Source organism: Microbacterium altimontanum, from assembly GCF_058349865.2.
The window spans coordinates 273,694-295,028 of the sequence record NZ_JBYRJB020000003.1 but is presented as its reverse complement, the minus strand read 5'-3'; the positions used below and the strand labels follow the sequence as shown (position 1 = coordinate 295,028).

General features: G+C 70.3%; 27 protein-coding genes. 5 read left to right on the top strand and 22 right to left on the bottom strand.

What is annotated here, in order from left to right; genetic code table 11:
- Positions 1-27 precede the first annotated feature (27 nt).
- The 6 genes from AC3RX1_RS06235 to rpsB all read right to left on the bottom strand — a co-directional run bounded on the left by AC3RX1_RS06235 (position 28) and on the right by rpsB (position 4,920).
- Positions 28-615 carry a DivIVA domain-containing protein gene (locus AC3RX1_RS06235; protein ID WP_491500373.1) on the bottom strand — a complete coding sequence of 196 codons (588 nt, stop codon included), beginning with the start codon at positions 613-615 and terminating at the stop codon, positions 28-30.
- Positions 612-1,667, bottom strand: coding sequence for a phosphatidate cytidylyltransferase (locus AC3RX1_RS06230; protein WP_491500372.1), 1,056 nt, complete (start codon positions 1,665-1,667; stop codon positions 612-614). The genes AC3RX1_RS06235 and AC3RX1_RS06230 overlap by 4 nt, the downstream gene beginning before the upstream one ends.
- Before the next feature lie 8 nt (positions 1,668-1,675).
- On the bottom strand, positions 1,676-2,230 hold the full coding sequence (gene frr, locus AC3RX1_RS06225) for a ribosome recycling factor (RefSeq protein WP_491500371.1): 555 nt from the start codon (positions 2,228-2,230) through the stop codon (positions 1,676-1,678).
- 78 nt (positions 2,231-2,308) lie between these two features.
- Positions 2,309-3,028, bottom strand: a complete 720-nt coding sequence (gene pyrH, locus AC3RX1_RS06220) for a UMP kinase (protein WP_491500370.1) — start codon at positions 3,026-3,028, stop codon at positions 2,309-2,311.
- 88 nt (positions 3,029-3,116) lie between these two features.
- Complete coding sequence (gene tsf, locus AC3RX1_RS06215; protein WP_491500369.1) at positions 3,117-3,944, bottom strand: translation elongation factor Ts; 828 nt, start codon at positions 3,942-3,944, stop codon at positions 3,117-3,119.
- 85 nt (positions 3,945-4,029) lie between these two features.
- Positions 4,030-4,920 (bottom strand): 30S ribosomal protein S2, encoded by an 891-nt coding sequence (gene rpsB, locus AC3RX1_RS06210; RefSeq protein ID WP_491500368.1) that lies wholly within the window; start codon positions 4,918-4,920, stop codon positions 4,030-4,032.
- A gap of 303 nt (positions 4,921-5,223) precedes the next feature.
- Here rpsB and AC3RX1_RS06205 point away from each other — a divergent pair, with 303 nt between their 5' ends.
- Positions 5,224-5,760 carry a murein hydrolase activator EnvC family protein gene (locus tag AC3RX1_RS06205; protein ID WP_491500367.1) on the top strand — a complete coding sequence of 179 codons (537 nt, stop codon included), beginning with the start codon at positions 5,224-5,226 and terminating at the stop codon, positions 5,758-5,760.
- A gap of 15 nt (positions 5,761-5,775) precedes the next feature.
- Here AC3RX1_RS06205 and AC3RX1_RS06200 read toward each other — a convergent pair whose 3' ends face one another.
- The 9 genes from AC3RX1_RS06200 to AC3RX1_RS06160 form a co-directional block, all read right to left on the bottom strand.
- A complete protein-coding gene (locus AC3RX1_RS06200; protein WP_491500366.1) occupies positions 5,776-6,684 on the bottom strand; it encodes a tyrosine-type recombinase/integrase in 909 nt (302 codons plus the stop codon).
- A 16-nt stretch (positions 6,685-6,700) separates the two neighbouring features.
- The gene (gene dprA / locus AC3RX1_RS06195) at positions 6,701-7,915 is read right to left on the bottom strand and encodes a DNA-processing protein DprA (protein WP_491500365.1); all 1,215 of its coding nucleotides are present in this window, start codon (positions 7,913-7,915) and stop codon (positions 6,701-6,703) included.
- Complete coding sequence (locus tag AC3RX1_RS06190) at positions 7,912-9,435, bottom strand: YifB family Mg chelatase-like AAA ATPase (RefSeq protein ID WP_491500364.1); 1,524 nt, start codon at positions 9,433-9,435, stop codon at positions 7,912-7,914. The genes dprA and AC3RX1_RS06190 overlap by 4 nt, the downstream gene beginning before the upstream one ends.
- A complete protein-coding gene (locus AC3RX1_RS06185) occupies positions 9,426-9,794 on the bottom strand; it encodes a YraN family protein (protein ID WP_491500363.1) in 369 nt (122 codons plus the stop codon). The genes AC3RX1_RS06190 and AC3RX1_RS06185 overlap by 10 nt, the downstream gene beginning before the upstream one ends.
- Positions 9,795-9,921: 127 nt before the next feature.
- A complete protein-coding gene (locus tag AC3RX1_RS06180) occupies positions 9,922-10,242 on the bottom strand; it encodes a DUF2469 family protein (RefSeq protein ID WP_259612034.1) in 321 nt (106 codons plus the stop codon).
- A 43-nt stretch (positions 10,243-10,285) separates the two neighbouring features.
- Positions 10,286-10,945, bottom strand: a complete 660-nt coding sequence (rnhB, locus tag AC3RX1_RS06175; RefSeq protein ID WP_491500362.1) for a ribonuclease HII — start codon at positions 10,943-10,945, stop codon at positions 10,286-10,288.
- On the bottom strand, positions 10,942-11,691 hold the full coding sequence (gene lepB, locus AC3RX1_RS06170) for a signal peptidase I (protein ID WP_491500361.1): 750 nt from the start codon (positions 11,689-11,691) through the stop codon (positions 10,942-10,944). Before lepB ends, rnhB begins: the two co-directional genes overlap by 4 nt.
- Positions 11,692-11,792: 101 nt before the next feature.
- Complete coding sequence (gene rplS / locus AC3RX1_RS06165; protein WP_491500360.1) at positions 11,793-12,140, bottom strand: 50S ribosomal protein L19; 348 nt, start codon at positions 12,138-12,140, stop codon at positions 11,793-11,795.
- Between the two features lie 166 nt (positions 12,141-12,306).
- Positions 12,307-12,819 (bottom strand): MFS transporter permease, encoded by a 513-nt coding sequence (locus AC3RX1_RS06160; RefSeq protein ID WP_491500359.1) that lies wholly within the window; start codon positions 12,817-12,819, stop codon positions 12,307-12,309.
- A 52-nt stretch (positions 12,820-12,871) separates the two neighbouring features.
- Between AC3RX1_RS06160 and map the strand changes: the two genes are divergently transcribed.
- The gene (gene map, locus AC3RX1_RS06155) at positions 12,872-13,654 is read left to right on the top strand and encodes a type I methionyl aminopeptidase (RefSeq protein WP_491500358.1); all 783 of its coding nucleotides are present in this window, start codon (positions 12,872-12,874) and stop codon (positions 13,652-13,654) included.
- Between the two features lie 19 nt (positions 13,655-13,673).
- Here map and AC3RX1_RS06150 read toward each other — a convergent pair whose 3' ends face one another.
- From AC3RX1_RS06150 to rpsP, 5 genes are read right to left on the bottom strand one after another with little or no spacing between them, the layout of a single operon-like run.
- On the bottom strand, positions 13,674-14,111 hold the full coding sequence (locus AC3RX1_RS06150; protein WP_491500357.1) for a pyrimidine dimer DNA glycosylase/endonuclease V: 438 nt from the start codon (positions 14,109-14,111) through the stop codon (positions 13,674-13,676).
- Positions 14,112-14,113: 2 nt separating this feature from the next.
- Positions 14,114-14,800: a tRNA (guanosine(37)-N1)-methyltransferase TrmD gene (gene trmD, locus AC3RX1_RS06145; RefSeq protein ID WP_491500356.1), complete on the bottom strand. Its 687-nt coding sequence runs from the start codon at positions 14,798-14,800 to the stop codon at positions 14,114-14,116.
- Between the two features lie 9 nt (positions 14,801-14,809).
- Positions 14,810-15,481 (bottom strand): ribosome maturation factor RimM, encoded by a 672-nt coding sequence (rimM, locus tag AC3RX1_RS06140; RefSeq protein ID WP_491500355.1) that lies wholly within the window; start codon positions 15,479-15,481, stop codon positions 14,810-14,812.
- A gap of 1 nt (position 15,482) precedes the next feature.
- Positions 15,483-15,713, bottom strand: a complete 231-nt coding sequence (locus tag AC3RX1_RS06135; RefSeq protein WP_491500354.1) for an RNA-binding protein — start codon at positions 15,711-15,713, stop codon at positions 15,483-15,485.
- Between the two features lie 5 nt (positions 15,714-15,718).
- A complete protein-coding gene (gene rpsP / locus AC3RX1_RS06130; protein WP_491500353.1) occupies positions 15,719-16,135 on the bottom strand; it encodes a 30S ribosomal protein S16 in 417 nt (138 codons plus the stop codon).
- A 274-nt stretch (positions 16,136-16,409) separates the two neighbouring features.
- Between rpsP and AC3RX1_RS06125 the strand changes: the two genes are divergently transcribed.
- Positions 16,410-17,045: an SGNH/GDSL hydrolase family protein gene (locus AC3RX1_RS06125; protein WP_491500352.1), complete on the top strand. Its 636-nt coding sequence runs from the start codon at positions 16,410-16,412 to the stop codon at positions 17,043-17,045.
- A gap of 3 nt (positions 17,046-17,048) precedes the next feature.
- On the opposite strand, the gene ffh is transcribed toward AC3RX1_RS06125, so the two are convergent.
- Positions 17,049-18,596 (bottom strand): signal recognition particle protein, encoded by a 1,548-nt coding sequence (ffh, locus tag AC3RX1_RS06120; RefSeq protein WP_491500351.1) that lies wholly within the window; start codon positions 18,594-18,596, stop codon positions 17,049-17,051.
- A gap of 57 nt (positions 18,597-18,653) precedes the next feature.
- Entirely contained in the window at positions 18,654-19,616 is a 963-nt protein-coding gene (locus AC3RX1_RS06115; RefSeq protein WP_491500350.1) for a TetR family transcriptional regulator, read from the bottom strand.
- Between the two features lie 86 nt (positions 19,617-19,702).
- Here AC3RX1_RS06115 and lipB point away from each other — a divergent pair, with 86 nt between their 5' ends.
- Together lipB and lipA are read left to right on the top strand one after the other, a co-directional pair.
- Positions 19,703-20,341: a lipoyl(octanoyl) transferase LipB gene (gene lipB, locus AC3RX1_RS06110; protein WP_491500349.1), complete on the top strand. Its 639-nt coding sequence runs from the start codon at positions 19,703-19,705 to the stop codon at positions 20,339-20,341.
- Positions 20,338-21,333 carry a lipoyl synthase gene (gene lipA / locus AC3RX1_RS06105; RefSeq protein ID WP_491500348.1) on the top strand — a complete coding sequence of 332 codons (996 nt, stop codon included), beginning with the start codon at positions 20,338-20,340 and terminating at the stop codon, positions 21,331-21,333. Before lipB ends, lipA begins: the two co-directional genes overlap by 4 nt.
- The last annotated feature ends 2 nt before the right edge of the window (positions 21,334-21,335 follow it).

Here is a 21,335-nt window from a genome sequence, read left to right as displayed (position 1 = left end):
CGCACGCCATCGCCGTGCCGGGCAGTGTCATCCGACCGCGAGCATGACGTCGACCACGGCGTCGAGAACGGCATCGACCTGCGCCTCCCGGTAGCCGCGTCGCTGCATGCGGAACGCCACGGTGCGCACCTGCTCGACTGTCACGGGCCGGCCTTCCGCGAGGAATGCGGCGATCTTGTCCGCGACGAGATCCACTTCGTCGATGCGGTAGCCGTAGCCGAGGCCGCGCGCCCGATCGAAGCGGTGGCGCGGCTCGCGCGACAGGCGGTCCAGGATCTCCTGAGCCCGCATCCTCGTGCGGTCGATCCACTCCCCCGTGCCGGCCTGCGCGAGCACGCGCTCCCGCTCCCGCGCGGCGAACGCATCCTCGACGCGGGCGAGCGCGGCATCCACCGCCTCCGGGCGGTACCCGCGGCGCACCATGGGGAAGGCGGCCGAGCGGATGTCGGCGGCCGAGAGCACCGGCGCGGCTCCGAGGCCCCCCTCGAACGCCGCCCGCGCCCGGTCGAGGAACTCGTCCACGGTCTTCGGGTCGTAGCCCTTGGCACGGCCGTCGGTGAGCGGGAAGGTCGCGGTGGGCGCGCTTGTGCGCCCCTCGGGGGATCGGTTCGTCATTGTGCCGCCAGCGGGGTCAGGAGGAAGTACAGGGCCAGCGCGGCGCCGGCCGAAGGGAGGATGGAATCGAGCCGGTCGAGGAGTCCCCCGTGGCCGGGGAGCCATGAGCTCATGTCCTTGATGCCGAGATCGCGTTTGATCATCGATTCGCCGAGGTCGCCGAGCGTCGCGGTGCCGAGGATCACAGCGCCGAGGATGAGACCGGTCCACCACGGGACGCCGAGCATGAACGCCGCCAGCAGCACACCGGCGACGAGGGCGGCGACCACGGCTCCGCCGAATCCCTCCCACGTCTTCTTCGGACTGATGCGCGGGGCCATCGGATGCTTTCCGAGGAGGAGCCCGGCGACGTACGCGCCGGTGTCGGCGACCACAGCGATGATGATGAACGCGAGGACCCACCACTCGCCGTGCTCCTCACGCAGGAGGATGACGGCGAGGCTCGTGGAGAACGGCACATACAGCTGCACGAGGCCGCCCGCGAGCACGTCGTCCCAGACGTCGCGATAGCGGCGGCCGTCGTGAGCGGCCATCTGCGCGATGAGGCGCCAGACGACGATGACCACGACCACGGCGCACACGAGAACCCAGTGCAGCCAGAGCTGCAGGTACCAGCCGGACAGGAGCATCGCCACGGCCCCGGCGATCTGCGGTGCGAGATCGATGCGGCGGCCGCCGGTCTGCAGCGCGCGGGCGAGCTCGAACACGGCGAGCAGCGCGGCAGCGAGCGCGACGACGAGGAACAGCGGCTTCCAGATGATCAGCGAGAGCAGCAGCGCGATGCCGAAGCCCAGCCCGATCAGGATTGCGAGCAGGAGGTCGCGGCCGGTGCGCTGCTTGATCCGCTCGTTCGCCTCTTCGAAGTCGGCGCGGGTCCGCGCGACCTGGTTCTCGAAGTCCGCGCGCGCGGCGCGCAGGTGGGCCTGCAGCGGCTGCGAGGGATCCGGCTGAGACGGATGCGGCTGCGAGGGGGTCACCCCTCCGGCGTCACGGCGCGACTGACGGGCCCGGCGACGATGGCCGCCGGGCGGCTGTGCGGACGCGTCCGTCATCGATGTCCTCAGACTTCGAGCAGTTCGGCCTCTTTGCGCTTGAGCGCATCGTCGATGCCGTCGACGTGGGCGCGCGTGATGGCGTCGAGCTCCTTCTCTGCGCGCGCCAGCTCATCCTCGCCGACATCGCTCTTCATCGCGTCGAGGTCATCCTTGATCTTGCGGCGGATGCCGCGCACGTGGACCTTCGCGTCCTCGCCCTTGGAGCGGACGAGCTTCACGAACTCCTTGCGGCGGTCGGCGGTCAGCTCGGGCATCGTGATGCGCACGAGGTTGCCGTCGTTCGTCGGGTTGGCGCCGAGGTTCGGCATGTCACGGATCGCCTGTTCGATGGCCTTCAGCGCGGACTTGTCGTACGGCGTGACGATGAGCGAACGCGCCTCGGGAGCGTTGATCGACGCGAGCTGCGCGAGCGGCGTGGGAGTGCCGTAGTAGTCGACGAGCACCTTCTGGAACAGCTGCGGGTTCGCCCGCCCCGTGCGGACGGTGGCGAAGTCGTCCTTCGCCGCTTCCACGGCCTTGTCCATCCGGCTTGCCGCATCGGCCAATACGTCCGCGATCACGGTGTCTCCATTCGCTCTGGCGTTCCCGCCCAGTCTAGTCGGCGCTCCGCCGGTGCAGCGGAGCGGGGGTCCGGCGCCTCAAGCCGTGACCAGGGTGCCGATCTGCTCGCCCAGCAGCGCGCGCGTGACGTTCCCGGCCGGCTCCATGCCGAACACGCGCATGTCCATCCGGTTGTCCATGCAGAGGCTGAACGCGGTCGAATCGACCACTTTGAGACCCTTCTGCAGCGCCTCCAGATACGTGATCCGGTCGATGCGGGTGGCCGAGGCATCCTTCTTCGGATCGGCCGTGTACACACCGTCGACCCCATTCTTCGCCACGAGCACCTCATCGGCGCAGATCTCCAGGGCGCGCTGGGCCGCCACGGTGTCGGTCGAGAAGTAGGGCAGACCGGCGCCGGCGCCGAAGATCACGACACGACCCTTCTGCATGTGGCGCTCGGCGCGCAGCGGGATATACGGCTCCGCGACCTGCGTCATCTGGATCGCCGACTGCACACGCGTCGCGGCGCCCGCCTGCTCGAGGAAGTCCTGGAGCGCGAGGGCGTTCATGACCGTGCCGAGCATGCCCATGTAGTCGGCGCGGCCGCGGTCCATGCCGCGCTGGCTGAGCTCGGCGCCGCGGAAGAAGTTGCCTCCGCCGACGACCACCGAGATCTCGACCCGGTCAGTGGCGGCGGCGATCTCACGCGCGATCTGGCTCACGACGTCGGGGTTTACTCCGAGCGACCCGGCGCCGAACGCCTCGCCGGACAGCTTCAGGAGGACGCGGCGGCGTCCGGTGGCCTCATTGATCACGTGTTGTCCTCTCGTCGCGAATCACACTGTAGCGAACGGGCACGGCAAGGGCCCGCACCGATGGTTCGATGCGGGCCCCTGCGGCGTCTTACGCGCCGACCTTGAAACGAGCGAAGTCGGTGACGGTGATGCCGGCGTCCTTCGCGACCTGCGCGACGGACAGCTTGTTGTCCTTCGCGTAGTCCTGCTCGAGCAGGGCGACCTGCTTGAAGAACGCGTTCACGCGGCCCTCGACGATCTTCGGCAGCGCGGCCTCCGGCTTGCCCTCGTTGCGCGAGATCTCGGTGACGATCTCGCGCTCCTTCTCGACGGCGTCCTCCGGGACGTCCTCGCGGGTGAGGTACGACGGGTTCGCGAACGAGATGTGCTGGGCGATGCTGCGGGCCGTGGCGGCGTCGTCGCCCGTGTAGGCGACCACGACACCGATCTGCGGCGGGAGGTCCTTGCTGGTCTTGTGCAGGTAGACCTCGAAGTGGTCCCCGGTGAGGGTGCGCACGCGGCGCAGCTCGATCTTCTCGCCGATGATGGCGGCCTCGTCGGCGATGAGCTGCTCGACGGTCTTGTCCCCGGCGGGGGCCGCCAGGGCAGCCTCGGCCGAATCGGCACCGGCAGCGGCAGCGGCGTCGGCAACCTTGTCGGCGAGGGCGATGAACTTCTCGTTCTTCGCGACGAAGTCGGTCTCGCAGGCGAGCTCGAGCAGGGTGACCTTGCCGTCGCCCTCGCGGGCCACGACGAGACCCTCGCTGGTGGAGCGGTCGGCACGCTTCGCGTTGCCCTTCGCGCCCTTGAGGCGCAGGATCTCGACGGCCTTCTCGATGTCGCCGTCGGCCTCCTCGAGCGCCTTCTTCGTGTCGACCATGCCCGTGCCGAGCTGCTCGCGCAGCGCCTTGATGTCGGCGATGGTGAAGTTTGCCATGGGTGGCGGCTCCTTGTGTGTGTCGTTCTCGTGGATGCCGCGGCGGAGCCGTCCGAAGACGACCCCGCCGGGCGAAGAGGGTGGATTACTCGGCGGCCGGAGTGGCAGCCTCGGCCGGGGCCTCGGCCTCGGCGCGCTTCTCGTCGGCGGCCGGCGTCTCCTCGGCGGGCGTCTCGGCGTCGGCGGCGGCCGGGGCCTCGGCGGTCTCCGTGCTGCCCTGCTCGAGCAGCTCGCGCTCCCACTCGGCCAGCGGCTCGGCGGCCTCGGCGGTCTCGTCCGCAGGCTGGTGGCGCTGGATCAGCCCCTCGGCGGCCGCGTCGGCGACGATGCGCGTGAGCAGGCTCACCGAGCGGATCGCGTCGTCGTTGCCCGGGATCGGGTACTGGATCTCGTCGGGGTCGGCGTTGGTGTCGAGGATGCCGATCACCGGGATGCCGAGCTTGCGGGCCTCGTCGATGGCGAGGTGCTCGCGCTTGGCGTCGACGACCCAGAGGGCCGACGGGGTCTTCTGCAGGTTGCGGATGCCGCCGAGCGACTTGTGCAGCTTGTCGAGCTCGCGCTTCTTGAGCAGCAGCTCCTTCTTGGTGAAGCCGCTCTCCGAGGGGTTCTCGTAGTCGAGCTCCTCGAGCTCCTTCATGCGCTGGAGGCGCTTGCTGACGGTGCTGAAGTTCGTGAGCAGTCCGCCCAGCCAGCGCTGGTTGACGTACGGCTGGCCGACGCGCGTCGCCTGCTCGGCGAGCACTTCCTGCGCCTGCTTCTTCGTGCCGACGAAGAGGATCGTGCCGCCGTGCGCGACGGTCTCCTTGACGAACTCGTATGCGCGGTCGATGTAGGACAGCGACTGCTGCAGGTCGATGATGTGGATGCCGCTGCGCTCGGTGAGGATGAAGCGCTTCACCTTCGGGTTCCACCGACGGGTCTGGTGTCCGAAGTGAACGCCGGCATCGAGCAGCTGGCGAATGGTGACGACGGCCATGGCCGTTCTCCTGTTCTCGGCGCCGCAGCGCCGTTTCCGGTTGCTTCGTGCGGGCGGGTGCCCGCGCGATCCTGGTGCCCGGCACTCATCCCGCCCCGAAGCCGGGGACCGTGGGGATGGATGCCGCGGATGGGAGTCCGTCCGCTCTGGGCACGCGTAGTCACCCCGACATGCGAGGCGCCCTCCGAGTGTACCAGGCGGCGGCGCCTCCCCCGGTCGGCTGATCGCGTCGTCACCGGTGCGCCGTCCACTGTTCCGGGCACCGGGCTCCCCCGCCGCGCCTCGGGTCGCGATCATGGCGGCATGCGTATCGTTTCCCGGCGGCGATTCGGCGCCGTCCTCGCCGTCGTTGCCCTCCTCGGGGTCGCCGCACCGCTCATCGGTCCTGTGCCGGCGGCAGCCGATGACACCGAGGTGCGCGTGCCGACCCGCCAGACCTGGGTGTGGCCGGTCAGCGGGTTCACCGTCGCGAAGCCGTATGTGGCGCCGCCGCACGAGTACGGCCCGGGACACCGGGGAATCGACCTCGCCCCCGCGGGCGCGCCGGCCGTGCGAGTGCCGGCCGACGGGGTCGTCGCCTTCTCCGGGCGCGTCGCCGGTCGTGCGATCGTCACGATCGACCACGGCGACGGCCTCGTCACGACGCTCGAGCCGATCAGCTCCGATGTGAAGGCGGGTACCGTCGTGTCGCGCGGCGACGAGATCGGCACGATCGCGGCGGGCGGTCACGCCGCAGCCGGCACGCTGCATTTCGGCGTGCGTCTGCACGGCGAGTACATCAACCCCCTGCTGGTCCTCGGTGGCCTTCCTCGGGCGGTGCTGCTCCCGTGCTGCGAGTGACGCGCTACGGCGCCGTCAGCGCTCCGCGCGGGGATGCGCGAGCCGGTAGGTCGCGAGCAGGCGCTCGCTCGACACGTGCGTGTAGATCTGCGTCGTGCCCAGGCTGGCGTGACCGAGCATCTCCTGGACGGCGCGGAGATCGGCTCCGCCGTCGAGCAGGTGGGTCGCCGCGGAGTGGCGCAGTGCGTGCGGCCCCACCGTCTCGCTGCCGACGACGGGGGCGAGGTGGCGAGCGACGAGGTCGTACACCGCTCGCGCGCCGATCCGGCCGCCGCGCGAGCCGAGGAACAAGGCGCGACCGGGATCCTGCGCCCGCGCCGACAGCACCGGGCGCGCACGGACGAGGTAGGCGTCGAGCGCCTGGGAAGCGGGAAGACCGAAAGGCACCACCCGCTCCTTGGCGCCCTTGCCCACGACGCGTGCAGTGCGACGGTCGCGGTCGATGCGGTCGAGATCCAGCCCGCACAGCTCGGAGACACGGAGCGCGGCCGCGTACAGCAGTTCGAGGATGGCGCGATCGCGCAGCGCGATGGGGTCACCGTCCTCCGCGGCGGCGGCAGCGCGGTCGAGCAGGTCGGTCATGGCGTCCGCGGTGGCGACCGTGGGAAGGGTGAGGCCGCGTTTCGGGGCGACGAGCCGCGTCGCCGGATCGACGGAGACCAGCTCGTTCTCAGCCGCCCAGGCGAAGAACCCGCGCACGGCTGCAGTGCGTCGAGCGACCGTGGACCGCGCGTCACCGCGCTGGGTCGCGTGCCAGAGCCACTCCCGCAGGTGCTCGAGGTCGACCTCCGCGACCGGCGGGTCACCGAGCGTCGCGGCGAGGTCGGCGAGATCGGAGTCATAGGCGCGCACCGTCGCGGGCGAGAGCCGCCGGACATCCGTCAGATGACGCGCATACGTCGCTGCCGCCGCACTGATCCTCACCCCACAAGGATGCCGGTCACACAGGAACACCGGCCGCGACGCGCCGCCACCGGGATCCCTGCGCTTCGGCTCCGCCCTCCAGCGCCAGAAGTCCGAGGTGTCCTGCCGCTTCTTCGGGCGCCATCCCGGAACGCCGCGCGATGTCCTCGACGGTGCGCCAGGACCGCGTGCTCAGCGCGTCGGTCACCCGGGTGCGGTCGCCCGTGGTCCCCTCTTCGCCCGGCGGCGCAGCGCCGCCGGGCGTCAGCCCGAGCAGCTCAGCCGCCTCCTCGGCGGTCGTGACGCAGCGGGAGTCGAACTCGCGCAGGATGCGGTGGCAGCCGGCGGACGAACCGCTCGTGACCGGCCCCGGAACCGCTCCGAGTGGACGGCCGAGGGACGACGCATGACCGGCGGTGTTGATCGACCCGCTGCGCCACCCCGCCTCCACGACGACGGTCGCCCCGCCGAGGGCCGCGATCGTCCGGTTGCGCTGAAGGAACCGCCATTTGCTGGGCACGCCGCCGCACGGCACTTCGCTCGCGACGGCGCCGGATGCGGCGATGCGGCGGAGCAGGTCGGTGTGACCGGCCGGATACGGCCGGTCGACGCCGCCGGCCAGCATCGCGACCGTGGTGCCGCCGACCGAGAGCGCACCGCGATGGGCTGCACCGTCGATGCCGTATGCGGCCCCCGAGACCACGGCGACGCCACGTGCGGCGAGGCCGGCGGCGAACTCACCGGCGATGTGTTCGCCGTATCCCGTGGCAGCGCGTGCGCCCACGATCGCGATCGCGGGATCGAGCCGCCCCAGGACACCGGGGTCACCCTTCACCCAGAGACACAGCGGCGCGAACGGGCCGAGGTCGTCCAGCGCCCGCGGCCAGACATCGTCATCGGGTGTCAGGAGCTTGACGTGCGCATGCCGTGCGCGTTCGAACGCCAGCGCGATCTCCTCCGCGTCGAGCCGGAGTCGCCAGCGTCTGAGCCCGGCGCGCACATCGGTCTCGGCAAGACCCGCTGCATCCGCCATCAGATCCGGACGTGTCGCGCCCATCGTCTCGACGAGAGCCGAATCCGCGCCCAGGGCTGCCACGAGCATCCCGGCGACGGCATCGCCGGGTTCGGCGAGGCTACTCCAGACGGCGGCGGCAGCAGCCCGGGCCAGGCGGTCGGGATCGGACGCCGTCTCGCCCATGACGAGCGGTGCGATCGCCTGGACGGTGCGATCGTCGAAGCGGAAGGTGCTCATGAGGGGATTCCCTTCTTCAGGAACAGGGCTCGGCCGATGTCGTCGAGTTCCAAGCGGTCACGACCGGCGAGGTCGGCGATCGACCACGCCACGCGCAGGATGCGGTCGTAGGTGCGCAGGGAGAATGCGCCGCGGTCCAGGGCGACGTCGATGGGGCGTCGCACCATGGGCGGCGGAGCCAGCGGCCCCCGACGCAGCCACGTTCCCGAGACCTCCGAGTTCAGTCGCCATGGCGTGTCACGCAGACGATGTGCGGCGCGCTCCCGCGCGGCGCATACGCGCTCGCGGGCCTGCGCCGTCGTGGTCACGGCCCCCGACACGTGCGCGACGGACACGCGTTCCATCCCGACCTCGATGTCGATGCGGTCGAGGAGGGGGCCGGAGAGCCGGCCGAGGTAGCGGCGGATCGCGACGGGTGGGCAGGTGCAGACGGCACCGCGTACGCCGTAGTTGCCGCACGGGCAGGGATTCGTGGCGAGGATGAGCTGGAACCGGGCGGGGAACGCCGCGGTGAAGCCCGCGCGGTGGATGACGATCGAGCCCGTCTCGAGGGGCTGACGCAGGGCGTCGAGGACCCGGGCGCTGTGCTCCGCCGCCTCGTCGAGGAACAGCACTCCCTCGCTTGCGCGCGCGATCGCCCCGGGGCGCACGACGCGGGAGCCTCCCCCGACGAGGGCCGCCATGCTCGCGCTGTGATGCGGCGCTTCGAACGGCGGTGTGCGCTGCAGGGCGGTGACGGGTGCGCCGGAGAGCGAGCGGATGGATGCGGCGACGAGGGCGGCTTCGTCGTCGAGTTCGGGCAGGATGCCCGGGAGACGACGGGCGAGCATCGTCTTCCCCGCCCCCGGCGGCCCTGTCATCAGCAGGTGATGCCCGCCGGCGGCCGCCACGATCAGCGCGTCGACGGCCGCCCGCTGCCCGATCACCTCCGCCAGGTCGACGTCGGCGGTCGTCGTCGCGGCCTCGTCGCTGACCGGTACCGGGACGAGCTGCTGCGCTTCCTCGACGTCGGCGCCGTGCAGCCGTGCGACGTCGCCGAGCGACACCGCACCCGTGACGTGCACGCCGCTGACGAGCTCGGCCTCGCCCCGGTTCGCCCAGGGCACCACGACTCGGCGGAGCCCTGCCTTCGCCGCCGCACGCACGGCAGGCAGCACCCCCGGGACGGGACGGAGTCTCCCGTCCAGGCCGAGCTCGCCGATGTGCGCTGTCGCGGCGATGGACGCGGCATCCATCAGCCCCTCCGTCGCCAACGCCGCCACGGCGATGGCGACATCGAACCCGGATCCCTGCTTCGGCAGGCTGGCCGGCGACAGGTTGACCGTCAGACGTCGCTTGGGAAGTGCGAGGCCGCTGTTCTCGCTCGCATTCCGGACCCGCTGCACGGCCTCGCCGAGGGCCTTGTCGCCGAGTCCGATGATGCGGAACTCGGGGATCTGCGCGCTGAGGTCGGCCTCCACTTCGACGAGGGTGCCCTCGAGGCCCGCGAGTGCGACGGCCCACGTGCGCGTCACGCCCATGAGACGTCCTCGAGATGCTCGAGGCGCGCCGTCGCAGGATCGGGACCCGTGATCCCGATGACGTCGAGCCGGAAGGAGCGTCCCTTCGACTGCTCGGGATGCGCGACGCACCAGGCGTGCGCGAGCCGCCACAGCCGCGCCCGCTTGCGCACATCGACCGCCTCCAGCGGATCGCCGAAGCCGTCGCTGCGCCGGGTCTTCACCTCGATGAACACCAGCGTCGCTCCCCAGCGCGCCACGACATCCACTTCTCCGCCGTGGGTGCGCCAGTTGCGGTCGATCACGTCGAAGCCCCGCGCCACGAGGTGCGCGGCCGCCCGCTGCTCGCCCGCGCGCCCGAGGTCGTCCTTCGCTGCCATGGACAGCATGCTCCTCGGAGGGAGCCTGCGTCGCGGGTGCTTTCGCGGATCTGTGGGCAGATCGGCGCTCAGCGAAGCTGCGCGCCTCTTGGGGAGGCGCCGACAGGCACGGAGCTGGAGCCGCCGGCTATGAGTCGAGCGAGAGTTCTTCGGGGAGGTGGAGATCCCGGCGCTGCAGCTCTTCGACGTTCACGTCCTTGAACGTGAGCACACGCACCGACTTCACGAACCGGTCGGCGCGGTAGATGTCCCACACCCACACATCCGTCATCGAAATCTCGAAGTAGAAGTCGTGCTCGGTGTCACGACGCACCACGTTGACCTCGTTGGCGAGATAGAAGCGCCGCTCCGTCTCGATCACGTACTGGAACTGTGAGACGACGTCGCGATACTCGCGATACAGCGCCAGTTCGAGTTCCCGGTCGTAGTCGTCGAAGTCGTCGTCCATGATGGCTCCATCCTAGGCGGGCCCATACCGCCCGCGGTGCCGGTCAGAACAGGGTCGGGGCGTCGGCGATCGCCCAGGACGCGCGGTGGTAGGGGCTCAGGCCGTGCGAGCGGATGGCGTCGCGATGCGTCGGGCTGGCGTAGCCCTTGTTGTGCACCCATTCATACGGCGGATGCTCGTCGTGCAGCGCGACCATATGCGCGTCGCGTGCCACCTTCGCGATCACCGACGCCGCGGCGGCGCTCGCGCAGTCCCGGTCGGCCTTGATCTGGGAGCGCACGACAAGGCCGGCTCCGCCCGCCGGGGTGATGTAGTCGTAGTTGCCGTCGAGCAGCACGATGGCCGTCTCCGGCACGACTCCCGCGCCGCGGAGTTCGGCGATCGCGCGCAGTGCCGCCAGCCCCAGGGCACGGATGATGCCGACCTCGTCGATCTCTGCGGCGCTCGCCCATCCCACGCCGCTCGCCTCGACCCAGTCGGCCGCCCGCGCCGCGACCTCGGGGCGCCGCAGTTCGGGAACGAGCTTCGAGTCGCGCAGGCCGGCGGGGACGCGACGGCGGGCGGCACGGGCGTCGATGGCGATGGCGCCGACCGCGACCGGCCCGGCGAGTGCGCCGCGTCCCACCTCGTCGCAGGCGATCAGGAGCGCGTGCTCGCGCAGCAGGCGCCGCTCGAGTGTCAGCCGGGGCTCGACGACGGTCATTGCCCTGAGGTGGTGGCGACCGGCTTCGGAATGCCGGCGAACACCGGGTGGTGGAAGTCGATGAGGCCGAACCGGTCGAACGGCCAGGTTATGAGGAATGCCCGGCCGACGACGTTGGAGATCGGCACGAAGCCCTTGCCCGGCTGGTCCTGGTTGTACCGGGAGTCACGGGAGCGGTCGCGATTGTCGCCCAGGACCCACAGCGAGTCGTCGGGCACCGTGACGTCGAACGGGACGACTTCCGGTGCCGACTCCCCCGGCTGCAGCTTGATGAACGACGACTCGTCGGTTGGTACGCCGTTGACGGTGATCTGTCCGAGGGCGTTGCAGCACTTGACGTGGTCGCCGGGCAGGCCGATCACGCGTTTGATGAGGTGGTCGTCGCTGTCGGGTGCCGACAGCCCCACGAGCGACAGGAGCCAGTCGACCCCTTCCACGATCCAGGGCCGCGCCGGAGCGCCGGACGTCACGGGCAGCCACCCGCCGGGATCGCGGAACACGACCACGTCGCCGCGCTGGTAGCCGGTGAACCGCGGGGTGATCTCGTCCACGAGGATGCGGTCGTTCACCTGGAGCGTGTTCTCCATCGACCCGGAGGGGATGTAGAACGACCGGACGAGGAACGTCTTGACGAGGAACGACACGAGCAGCGCGATCACGATGATCACGACGACGTCCCGAAGGAAGATCAGCGCGCCCCGCTTGCGCACCGGACGTTCCGCCACGGGGACGGTGGTATCGGTCATTCCGTTCCCTTCGACGGTCGCACAGTACAGCGTCGCACACTCTGCTCGGTGGAGACGACGACGCCCCGGGCATCAGCCTCGGGGCGTCGTACGCAAGCGGGTCAGTGCTCGCGCTTCTCCTTGATCTTGGCCTTCTTGCCGCGGAGGCTGCGCAGGTAGTAGAGCTTCGCGCGGCGGACGTCACCACGGGTGACGACCTCGATGTGGTCGATCACCGGGCTGTGCACGGGGAACGTGCGCTCCACGCCGACCTGGAAGCTGATCTTGCGGACGGTGAAGGTCTCGCGCACGCCATCGCCGGAACGGCCGATGACGACACCCTGGAAGACCTGGATGCGGCTGCGGTTGCCCTCGGTGATGTTGACGTGCACCTTGACGGTGTCACCGGCATTGAAGTCCGGGATGTCGGAGCGGAGCGAAGCCGCGTCGACGGCGTCGAGGATCTGCATGATCGTGTCTCTCTGCGGCCGCCACAGGTCGACCGCGAAGTGGGATGGGATAAGTGGATCGGTGCTCGCTGCGCGATCTCACGGACGCGCGGGCTCCCCTGAGGCAGAACCGGTGCGCGGGCACAGAGGTCAATTCTGCCATGGATGGCGCGGCGCGCCAAAACGGTCAGTGCGTGGAGCGGCCGTCTCCGGGACGTCCGACCTCGTTCACCACGATGACCTCGGCGTGCTGCCGGGCGCGGTCGCGGAGGGACTCCTCGTCGGAGACCTCGGCGGGGCCGGTGCCCGGCATCATGCGGGCGAAAGAGCCGCGCGCCCCGCGCCACAGCTGCCTGAGGGATGACCAGAACAGGCCGAGGAAGGCGAGGATCGCGCAGATCAGCACCGGCACGAACGCCGTCTCGAAGAAGCACCCGAAGGCGATGACCAGCAGGTGCCAGACGCCGAGGCCGAGCGCATCGGCCCACGACACAGCCCGCGAGCTGCGCACCGTCGGTCGGGCACGGATCAGCAGGGAAACGATGAGCTCACCCACCAGCACCGCGGGGGCGGCGATGAAGATCACGCCGAGGAACGCCCATCCGCCGGCGTTGAAGACCGCCCACCCCACGACGAGCCAGATCGGCAGCACCAGCGCAGCGGGCAGGAGCCAGGCGAAGAGGGCGCGACGCATCCACATGTCCCCGATGGTACGCCGCATCGGGGAGAATGAGGGTGACGAGAGGAACAGGATGATCGAGCTGCGGACCCCTGCCGAGATCGATGCGATGCGACCGGCGGGCCGCTTCGTCGCCGAGACACTGGCGACACTGCGCGACGAGACGAAGGTCGGCACGAACCTGCTGGACATCGACCGCCGCGCGCACGAGCTCATCCGCCGCGCCGGTGCTGAGTCGTGCTACATCGACTACCACCCGTCGTTCGGTGCCAGCCCCTTCGGCAAGGTGCTGTGCACCTCGATCAACGATGCCGTGCTCCATGGACTGCCCCACGATTACAACCTCCGCGACGGCGACCTGGTGTCGCTCGACTTCGCGGTGTCGATCGACGGATGGGTCGCCGACTCCGCCCTGTCGTTCGTGGTCGGGACGCCCCGCGACGAGGATCTCGCCCTCATCGACACCACGGAGCGCGCCCTGGACGCCGCGATCGCGACGGCACGGGTGGGCAAGCGCATCGGGGACATCTCCGCCGCCATCGCCGAGGTCGCCCACGGCGACGGCTACGTGATCAACACCGATTTCGGGGGGCACGGCGTCGGCCGCATCATGCACGGAGACCCGCATGTCGCGAACGACGGCCGCGCCGGCCGCGGCTACCCGCTGCGGGAGGGGCTCGTGATCGCGATCGAGCCGTGGTTCCTCCAGACCACGGACGAGCTCATCACCGATCCCGACGGCTGGACCCTGCGCAGCGCCGACGGGTCGCGCGGAGCCCACTCCGAGCACACGATCGCCATCACCGCCGATGGGCCGATCGTCCTGACGGATCGGTCGTTCCTCGGCGTCGACTGACCGCGAGGAGCTACGGCGCTCAGCCGGCGGCGCGCTCCCACTCCGCACGGGGCCCCGGCACGAGGTGGAACAGCGGATGCGTCTCGGGCGACGCGACATCCGCCCATCGCGCGGCGATGGCTGGGCTGCGCTGCGCGAGCTTCGCCGTGAGCAGACGCCATTCGAGGGCCAGTTGGCCGTCGGACACGGCGATCGGCGCCACGGCGGCCCTCGGCCGGTCGATGCGCGTGCGATCGAACCGGTACCCGCGCGCATCTGCCTCGGCGGCCAGCGCCGCCAGATACGCGCCGATCGCGTCGAGCGGCACGGCGGTGGCGGAGAAGCGCGCGAGCTGCGGATGGCGCGTGTACCCGCGCGTGCGCCCGGCGAGCACCGCCTGGGCGAGGAGCGACTCCCGCCAGCAGGCGGTGAGCCCCTGGGGGTCGAGATAGCGGGGATGGATCGACCAGATGCGCACGGCTACTCCGGGAGCAGATCGGGGCGCCGGACGCGCGTGCGCTCCAGCTGCTGTTCGTGCCGCCATTGCGCGATCGCGCCGTGGTTCCCGCTGAGCAGGATCGCCGGGACTTCGCGATCACGCCACACGGCGGGCTTGGTGTAGCTCGGGTACTCGAGCAGGCCGTCCTCGTGGGACTCCTCGACGAGGCTCGCAGGGTTGCCCACGACGCCGGGGACGAGGCGCGCGATCGCCTCGACCATGGCCATCACCGCGACCTCTCCCCCGTTGAGGATGTAGTCGCCGAGACTGAGCAGCCGCACGTCGCCGATCGTCGCGGCGTAGTCGAAGACCCGCTCGTCGATGCCCTCGTAGCGGCCGCATCCGAAGACGATCCGCTCCCGACCGCTCAGCTCACGCGCCGTCGCCTGGCTGAAGACCTCGCCCGCGGGTGAGGGGAAGACGATCGTCGGCCGTGTGCCGTCAGCGGTCACGGCGTCGAGTGCCTCGCCCCAGGGCTCGGGCTTCATGACCATGCCCGCGCCCCCGCCGTACGGGGTGTCGTCGACGGTGCGGTGACGGTCGTGCGTCCAGTCGCGCAGGTCGTGGACGTTCAGGTCGAGCAGCCCGGTGGCACGGGCCTTGCCGAGCAGCGAGACATCGAGCACATCGAAGAACGCCGGAAAGATCGTGAGGATGTCGATGCGCACCGGACGAGCCTAATCCGCGTCGCGTGCCGTCTCGCCGGGCTCGTCGCCGGCGGCACCGTCAGGAGCGGCTTCCTCGTCCGCGGGCAGGTCTTCGAACAGACCGGCGGGAGGGGTGACGACGACGTGCCCGCGGGCGACATCCACCTCCGGGACGATGGCCTTGACGAACGGCACGAGCACTTCGCGCTCGCCGTTGCGCACGATCAGGAGGTCCTGGGCCGGAAGGTGGTCGACGCGGATGACGCGACCGACGCTGGCGCCGTCGCGGCGCACGTCGAGCCCGACGAGCTGGTGGTCGTACCAGGCGTCGTCCTCGGGCTGCTCGGCGGCGGTGTCGGCTTCGATCCAGAGGATGGCCTTGACGAGTTCCTCCGCGGTCGAGCGGTCATCGACGCCTTCGAGGAACACCACGGGGTGCGAGTTCATCCACTTGAACTCGCGCACGGTGACAGTCTTGCCGTGCCACGGCGACGATTCCGGCACCTGCAGCGTGAAGACCGCACCGGTCGCGAATCGGCGATCGGGGTCATCCGTGTACAGCTCGAGCTTGAGGGCGCCCTTCAGCCCGTGCGCCTTCAGCAACCGCGCCACACGCAGCTGCGTGCCGGCGGGCTTCGGGGTGCGCTTCTTCGCCGGCTTCGTGGGCTGCGGGCCCTCGTCCGGCTGGTCCTGCGGGGTCATCTCAGTCGTCCGCGACGTCGACACGGACGCGGTGGCCGTCGGCCAGGGCGGAGATGAGCGTGCGCAGGGCCTTGGCGGTGCGGCCGCCGCGCCCGATCACGCGACCCCGGTCGTCGGGGTGCACGTGGACCTCGAGCACGTCGCCGCGGGGCGACGTGGACTCAGCGATGCGCACGTCGTCGGGGTGATCGACGATCTCCTTGACGACGTGCTCGAGCGCGGCAGCCAGCACAGCGATTACTCGGCGTCGGCCGCGGCGGCCGGCTCGGCGTCGGCCGTGGGGGCCTCGGGCTCGGCCTTCTTCTCGGCCTTCGGCTTGATGACCGACTTCTTGGCGGTGTCGGCCTCGAACGCGGTCTTGCCCTCCTTGACCTGCACGGTCGAGACGGCGTCCTTGTCACCCTTGAAGCGACCCCAGTCGCCGGTGAGCTTGAGGATGGCCGCGACCTGCTCGGTCGGCTGGGCGCCGACGCTCAGCCAGTACTGGGCGCGCTCGGAGTCGACCTCGATGAACGAGGGCTCCTCGGTCGGGTGGTACTTGCCGATCTCCTCGATCACACGACCGTCACGCTTGGTGCGCGAGTCGGCGACGACGATGCGGTAGTACGGGGCACGGATCTTGCCGAGCCGCTTGAGACGGATCTTGACAGCCACGATTCTCCTGAATGTGTGTGGAAGCGATGAACTGGTCGCCTGGAGCGTGGGGTGCACACCCGGCGGAAGCTCGGAGTCGGAGACGCACGCCGGATAGAGGGTCGGGCGGCGCTCCAGCCCTCAATTCTGCCAGATGACGACGGATGCTGCGAACCCGGCGCGCGCGCCGTCGATGTTCCGAGAGTCGCCCCAGCGCGATCCCAGCCGTGAAATCTAGTGTGGCGAGGTGCGAGGTTCTCTCCGGCGCTCGTGCGGTGCGCTTTCCATCGGGCTCATGCTCGCCCTCACCGGCTGCGCCGCGGCGGCCGGGAGGGGCTCCGCGCCGCAGGCCTCCCCAGGCTCGCCGTCGGCCGCGGTGACGGTCGTCACGCTGGGCGATTCGATCATGGCCGGATACGGCCTGGGAAGGTCGCAGGCGTGGCCCGCCGAGCTCGCCCGTCGCGACCGCATCCCGGTCACGAACCTGGCGTGCAGCGGCGCCGGATTCACGACAACCGGTGAGTGCGGGCTCGACTTCCCCGGTCTCGTGCAGGACGTGGTGAAGGCGGACCCGACCCTCGTGATCGTGCAGTCGTCGGACAACGATCAGGATGCGTCGGACACCGACATCGACGGCGACACGGCGCGCACCCTCGTGAACCTGCGCGCGGCGCTGCCCGACGTGCGCATCGTGGGACTGAACACGCTCTGGGACCAGTCCACGACTCCACCTCCGGCGATCGCGTCCAGCTCGGCGTCGCTGCGGCGGGCGGTGACAGCGGTCCGCGGCACGTACCTCGACATCGGGCAGCCGTTCGCCGGTCATCCCGACCTGCTGCAGTCCGACCACGAGCACCCCACGCGCGCGGGTCAGCTCGTCCTGCTGGCGGTGATCTCCTCCGCGCTCACGCGCGCGGGGATCGCGCTGTGAGCGTCAGCGGTTGCCGAGCATCTTCTGAAGCTCGGCGAGGTCAGCCTCCGTCGGGGCATTCGAGCCGGACCCGAGGCCGAAGCCCGAACCGGCGGCTTCGGGAGTGGCTGCGGCCAGCCCGGCGTTCTCCGCCGCGCGCTTGGCGGGGTTGCCCGAACGGGAGCCCTTCTTCTTCTGCTGCTTCCCGCGCTTGCTGGACGCTCCCGGCTTGCCCATCGAGCCCATGCCCGGGACGTTGGGAACGCCGCCACGGGCGACGGTCTTCATCATCTTCGCGGCCTGCTCGAACCGCTGCACGAGCTGGTTGACGTCGGTGACGGTCATCCCGGAGCCCTTCGCGATCCGCAGGCGCCGCGACCCGTTCAGGAGCTTCGTATTGCGACGTTCGGCGGGGGTCATCGACCGGATGATCGCCTCGGTGCGGTCGATCTCGCGCTCGTCGAAGTCGTCGAGCTGCTGCTTCATCTGCCCCATGCCCGGCAGCATGCCGAGCATCTTCTTCATCGAGCCCATCTTGCGCATCTGCTGCATCTGGGCGAGGAAGTCCTCGAGGGTGAACTGCTCGGTCGCGAGCTTCTCCGCAACCTTGAGCGCCTCCTCCTCGTCGAACGCCTGCTGGGCCTGCTCGATGAGGGTGAGGATGTCGCCGAGGTCGAGGATGCGGCTCGCCATCCGGTCGGGATGGAACGGCTCGACGTCGTCGAGACCCTCGCCGGTCGACGCGAAGATGATGGGGCGACCGGTGACGGATGCAACGGAGAGCGCGGCGCCGCCGCGGGCGTCGCCGTCGAGCTTGGAGAGCACCACGCCGGTGAAGTCCACGCCGTCTTGGAAGGCCTTGGCCGTGTTGACGGCATCCTGACCGATCATCGCGTCGATGACGAACAGCACCTCGTCGGGATCGGTCGCGGTGCGGATGTCGGCGGCCTGCTGCATGAGCTCGGCGTCGACGCCGAGACGGCCGGCGGTATCGATGATGACGATGTCGTGCTGCGCTCGTCGCGCGTGCTCGACGCCGTCGCGCGCCACCCGGACGGGATCGCCGACGCCGTTGCCCGGCTCGGGCGCGTAGATCGCGGCGCCCGCCTGACCCGCCACGACCTGCAGCTGGTTCACGGCGTTCGGGCGCTGCAGGTCGGCCGCGACGAGGAGCGGCGTGTGACCGTCCTTCTCGAGCATCTTCGCGAGCTTGCCGGCGAACGTCGTCTTGCCTGACCCCTGAAGACCGGCGAGCATGATGACCGACGGCGGCGTCTTCGCGAACTGCAGGCGGCGCTGCTCGCCGCCGAGGATCGCGATGAGCTCCTCGTTGACGATCTGGACGACCTGCTGGGCGGGGTTCAGCGCACGGTTGACCTCGTCGCTGAGAGCCCGCTCGCGGACCTTCGCGGTGAAGTCCTTGACGACCGACAGTGCGACGTCGGCGTCGAGCAGCGCCCGACGGATCTCGCGAACGGTGCCATCGACGTCGGCGGGGGTGAGCTTGCCTTTGGTGCGGAGATTCCGAAAGGTCTCGGTGAGCCGGTCGGAGAGCGTGCCGAAAGTAGCCATGATCCCCCGATTCTACCGTTGAGCGCAGCCGACAGCCCGCCGCTCCCCCGCGAGGCGCTACTCCTGTACGCCGAGCTCCTGGAACAGCGTGAGTTGCAGGCCGGCGCAGCCGGCGAGCCGGGCGTTGATCGAGCGCCAGGGGGTTTCTCGCGGCGAGGCGAGCACGGCGGCACCCACTCCCGCCAGGCGCCCGGTCTCGCGGGCGGTGTCGGCGACTTCGAACGCGAGCCGGATGTGCGGACTCGTCACGCCGTCCGTCTCCACCTCGTCGATGAACGCGACCTGTGCGGCGTTGGCGAGTTCGAGTGTCGCGCGCCCGGCTCCGAGGATCACGACGCGGGCGTCGCCGTCGCCGTCGTACGACTCCTGCTCCACGAGCCCGAGGGCGTCGCGGTACAGCGCAAGCGCCTCGTCGAGGTCGTCGGCCTTCACCACGACGCGCAGCTGCGCGACGCGATCCGACGGTGCGAGAGCGGGAACCGTCGCCAGGGCGCGTGCAAGCGTCGACCGGAGAGGCACCCGGCCTGCGCCGTCGTGCGCCCACGACCACAGCGCTGCGAAGACAGCCGCGGCGTATGCGGCCGCCGCGATCTCCGCACGCATCGGCTCGACCCCGTCGTGTGCCAGGCGCGCCGCGATCGCCCGGCCGAGGCGCGCGCGGCGTATGGCAGCTTCGCGCTCGAGCTCCCCCTCGATCCCCATCGGCCGCGCGTTGACGATCGCGAGGGCCAGGCTGTCCGGCGCGAGCGGCGCGAACGCATCCGCCAGTACGCCGCCGACCGGAGCATCCGCCGCCTGCAGGCGCGTGTCGGCGTCCATGAGCCGTTCGTCGAGGCCACCCCAGAGGATGTCGGCCTTCGACGAGAAGTAGTTGAAGAAGCTCGAGCGGCTGACCCCGGCCCGCGATGTGATCTCGGCGACGGATGTCGCGTCGTAGCCGCGCTCAAGGAACAGTTCGCATGCCGCCTCGGCGAGGGTTTCGCGCGACGAGGCCTTCGGTCTTCCGGCACGGCTCGGCATGTCCCCACCCTAGGACGTGGCGGCGACCTCGGGGACGCGTATTGTTGGACGCGATCCATCTAGACCCTGCCCCTGAACGGACGCCCATGCTCGACATCCAGACCGTCGGTCTCAGCCCCCACCTCGTGCCCTACCTCGAAGGCTGGGCTCGGCAACGACGCATCCATGCGGAGGTCGTCGCGGGCGCTCGGCCCGACAGCCTGCTGCTGCTCGAACACGAGGCGGTGTACACAGCCGGCAAGCGCACCGAGCCGCATGAGCGCCCGACCGACGGCACGCCGGTGATCGACGTCGATCGCGGCGGCAAGATCACGTGGCACGGGCCGGGTCAGCTCGTCGGCTATCCCATCGTGCGGCTCCCCGAGCCGATGGATGTCGTCGCCCACGTCCGTCGGCTCGAGCGCGTGCTGATCGACATCCTGCGCCCGCTCGGCGTCGACGGCCACCAGGTCGACGGCCGTAGCGGCGTGTGGGTGCGCCGACCGCTGTCGGAGGACAAGGTGGCCGCGATCGGCGTGCGCGTCGAGAAAGGCGTCACGATGCACGGCTTCGCGATCAACTGCGACAACACGCTCGCCGGATTCCGGGGCATCATCCCCTGCGGGATCGCCGACGCCGGCGTCACGACCGTGAGCGAAGTGGCGGGTCGCGACGTCTCCCCGGCCGACATCGTCGAGCGCGTGGCCGAAGCCTTCGCGGCCGAGTACGCGGGAGCCTTCGCGTGAGCGCCGGTCCCGACGGGCGAAAGCTGCTGCGCCTCGAAGTGCGAAACGCGCAGACCCCGATCGAGCGAAAGCCGGAGTGGATCCGCACGAAGGCGAAGATGGGGCCTCAGTACACGCAGCTGCAGCACCTCGTGAAGGACGAGGGTCTCCACACGGTGTGTCAGGAGGCCGGCTGCCCCAATATCTACGAGTGCTGGGAGGATCGCGAGGCGACGTTCCTCATCGGGGGCTCGCAGTGCACGCGGCGATGCGACTTCTGCCAGATCGACACCGGCAAGCCGGCCGACTACGACACCGACGAGCCGCGGCGGGTCGCCGAGAGCGTGCTGCGGATGGGGCTGCGCTACGCGACGGTGACATGCGTCGCCCGGGACGATCTTCCCGACGGAGGCGCCTGGCTGAACGCCGAGACGGTGCGGCGCATCCACGCCGTGAACCCGGGGACGGGTGTCGAGCTGCTGGCGACGGACTTCAACGGACGCCCGGACCTCCTGGACGAGGTGTTCTCGTCGCGGCCGGAGGTCTTCGCGCACAACGTCGAGACGGTGCCCCGGCTGTTCAAGCGGGTGCGGCCGGCGTTCTCCTACGAGCGCTCGCTCGATGTCCTCACCCAGGCGCGGTCCGCCGGGCTCATCACGAAGTCGAACCTCATCCTCGGCATGGGCGAGAGCACGGATGAAGTCGTCCAGGCGCTGCAGGACCTGCACGAGGCGGGATGCGACATCATCACGATCACGCAGTACCTCCGACCGTCACCGCGCCACATGCCCGTCGCGCGCTGGGTGAAGCCCGACGAGTTCGTGCAGTTCAAGGGAGAGGCGGAGCGCATCGGATTCCTCGGGGTGCTCGCGGGCCCGCTCGTGCGCTCGTCGTACCGCGCCGGGCGGCTGTGGGCGCAGTCGATGATCTCGAAGGGCCGCGGCATCCCGGAACACCTCGCGCACATCGCCGCTGACGTCCATGCGGAGCGGGGCTTCGCCCAGGCGGTGTGAGA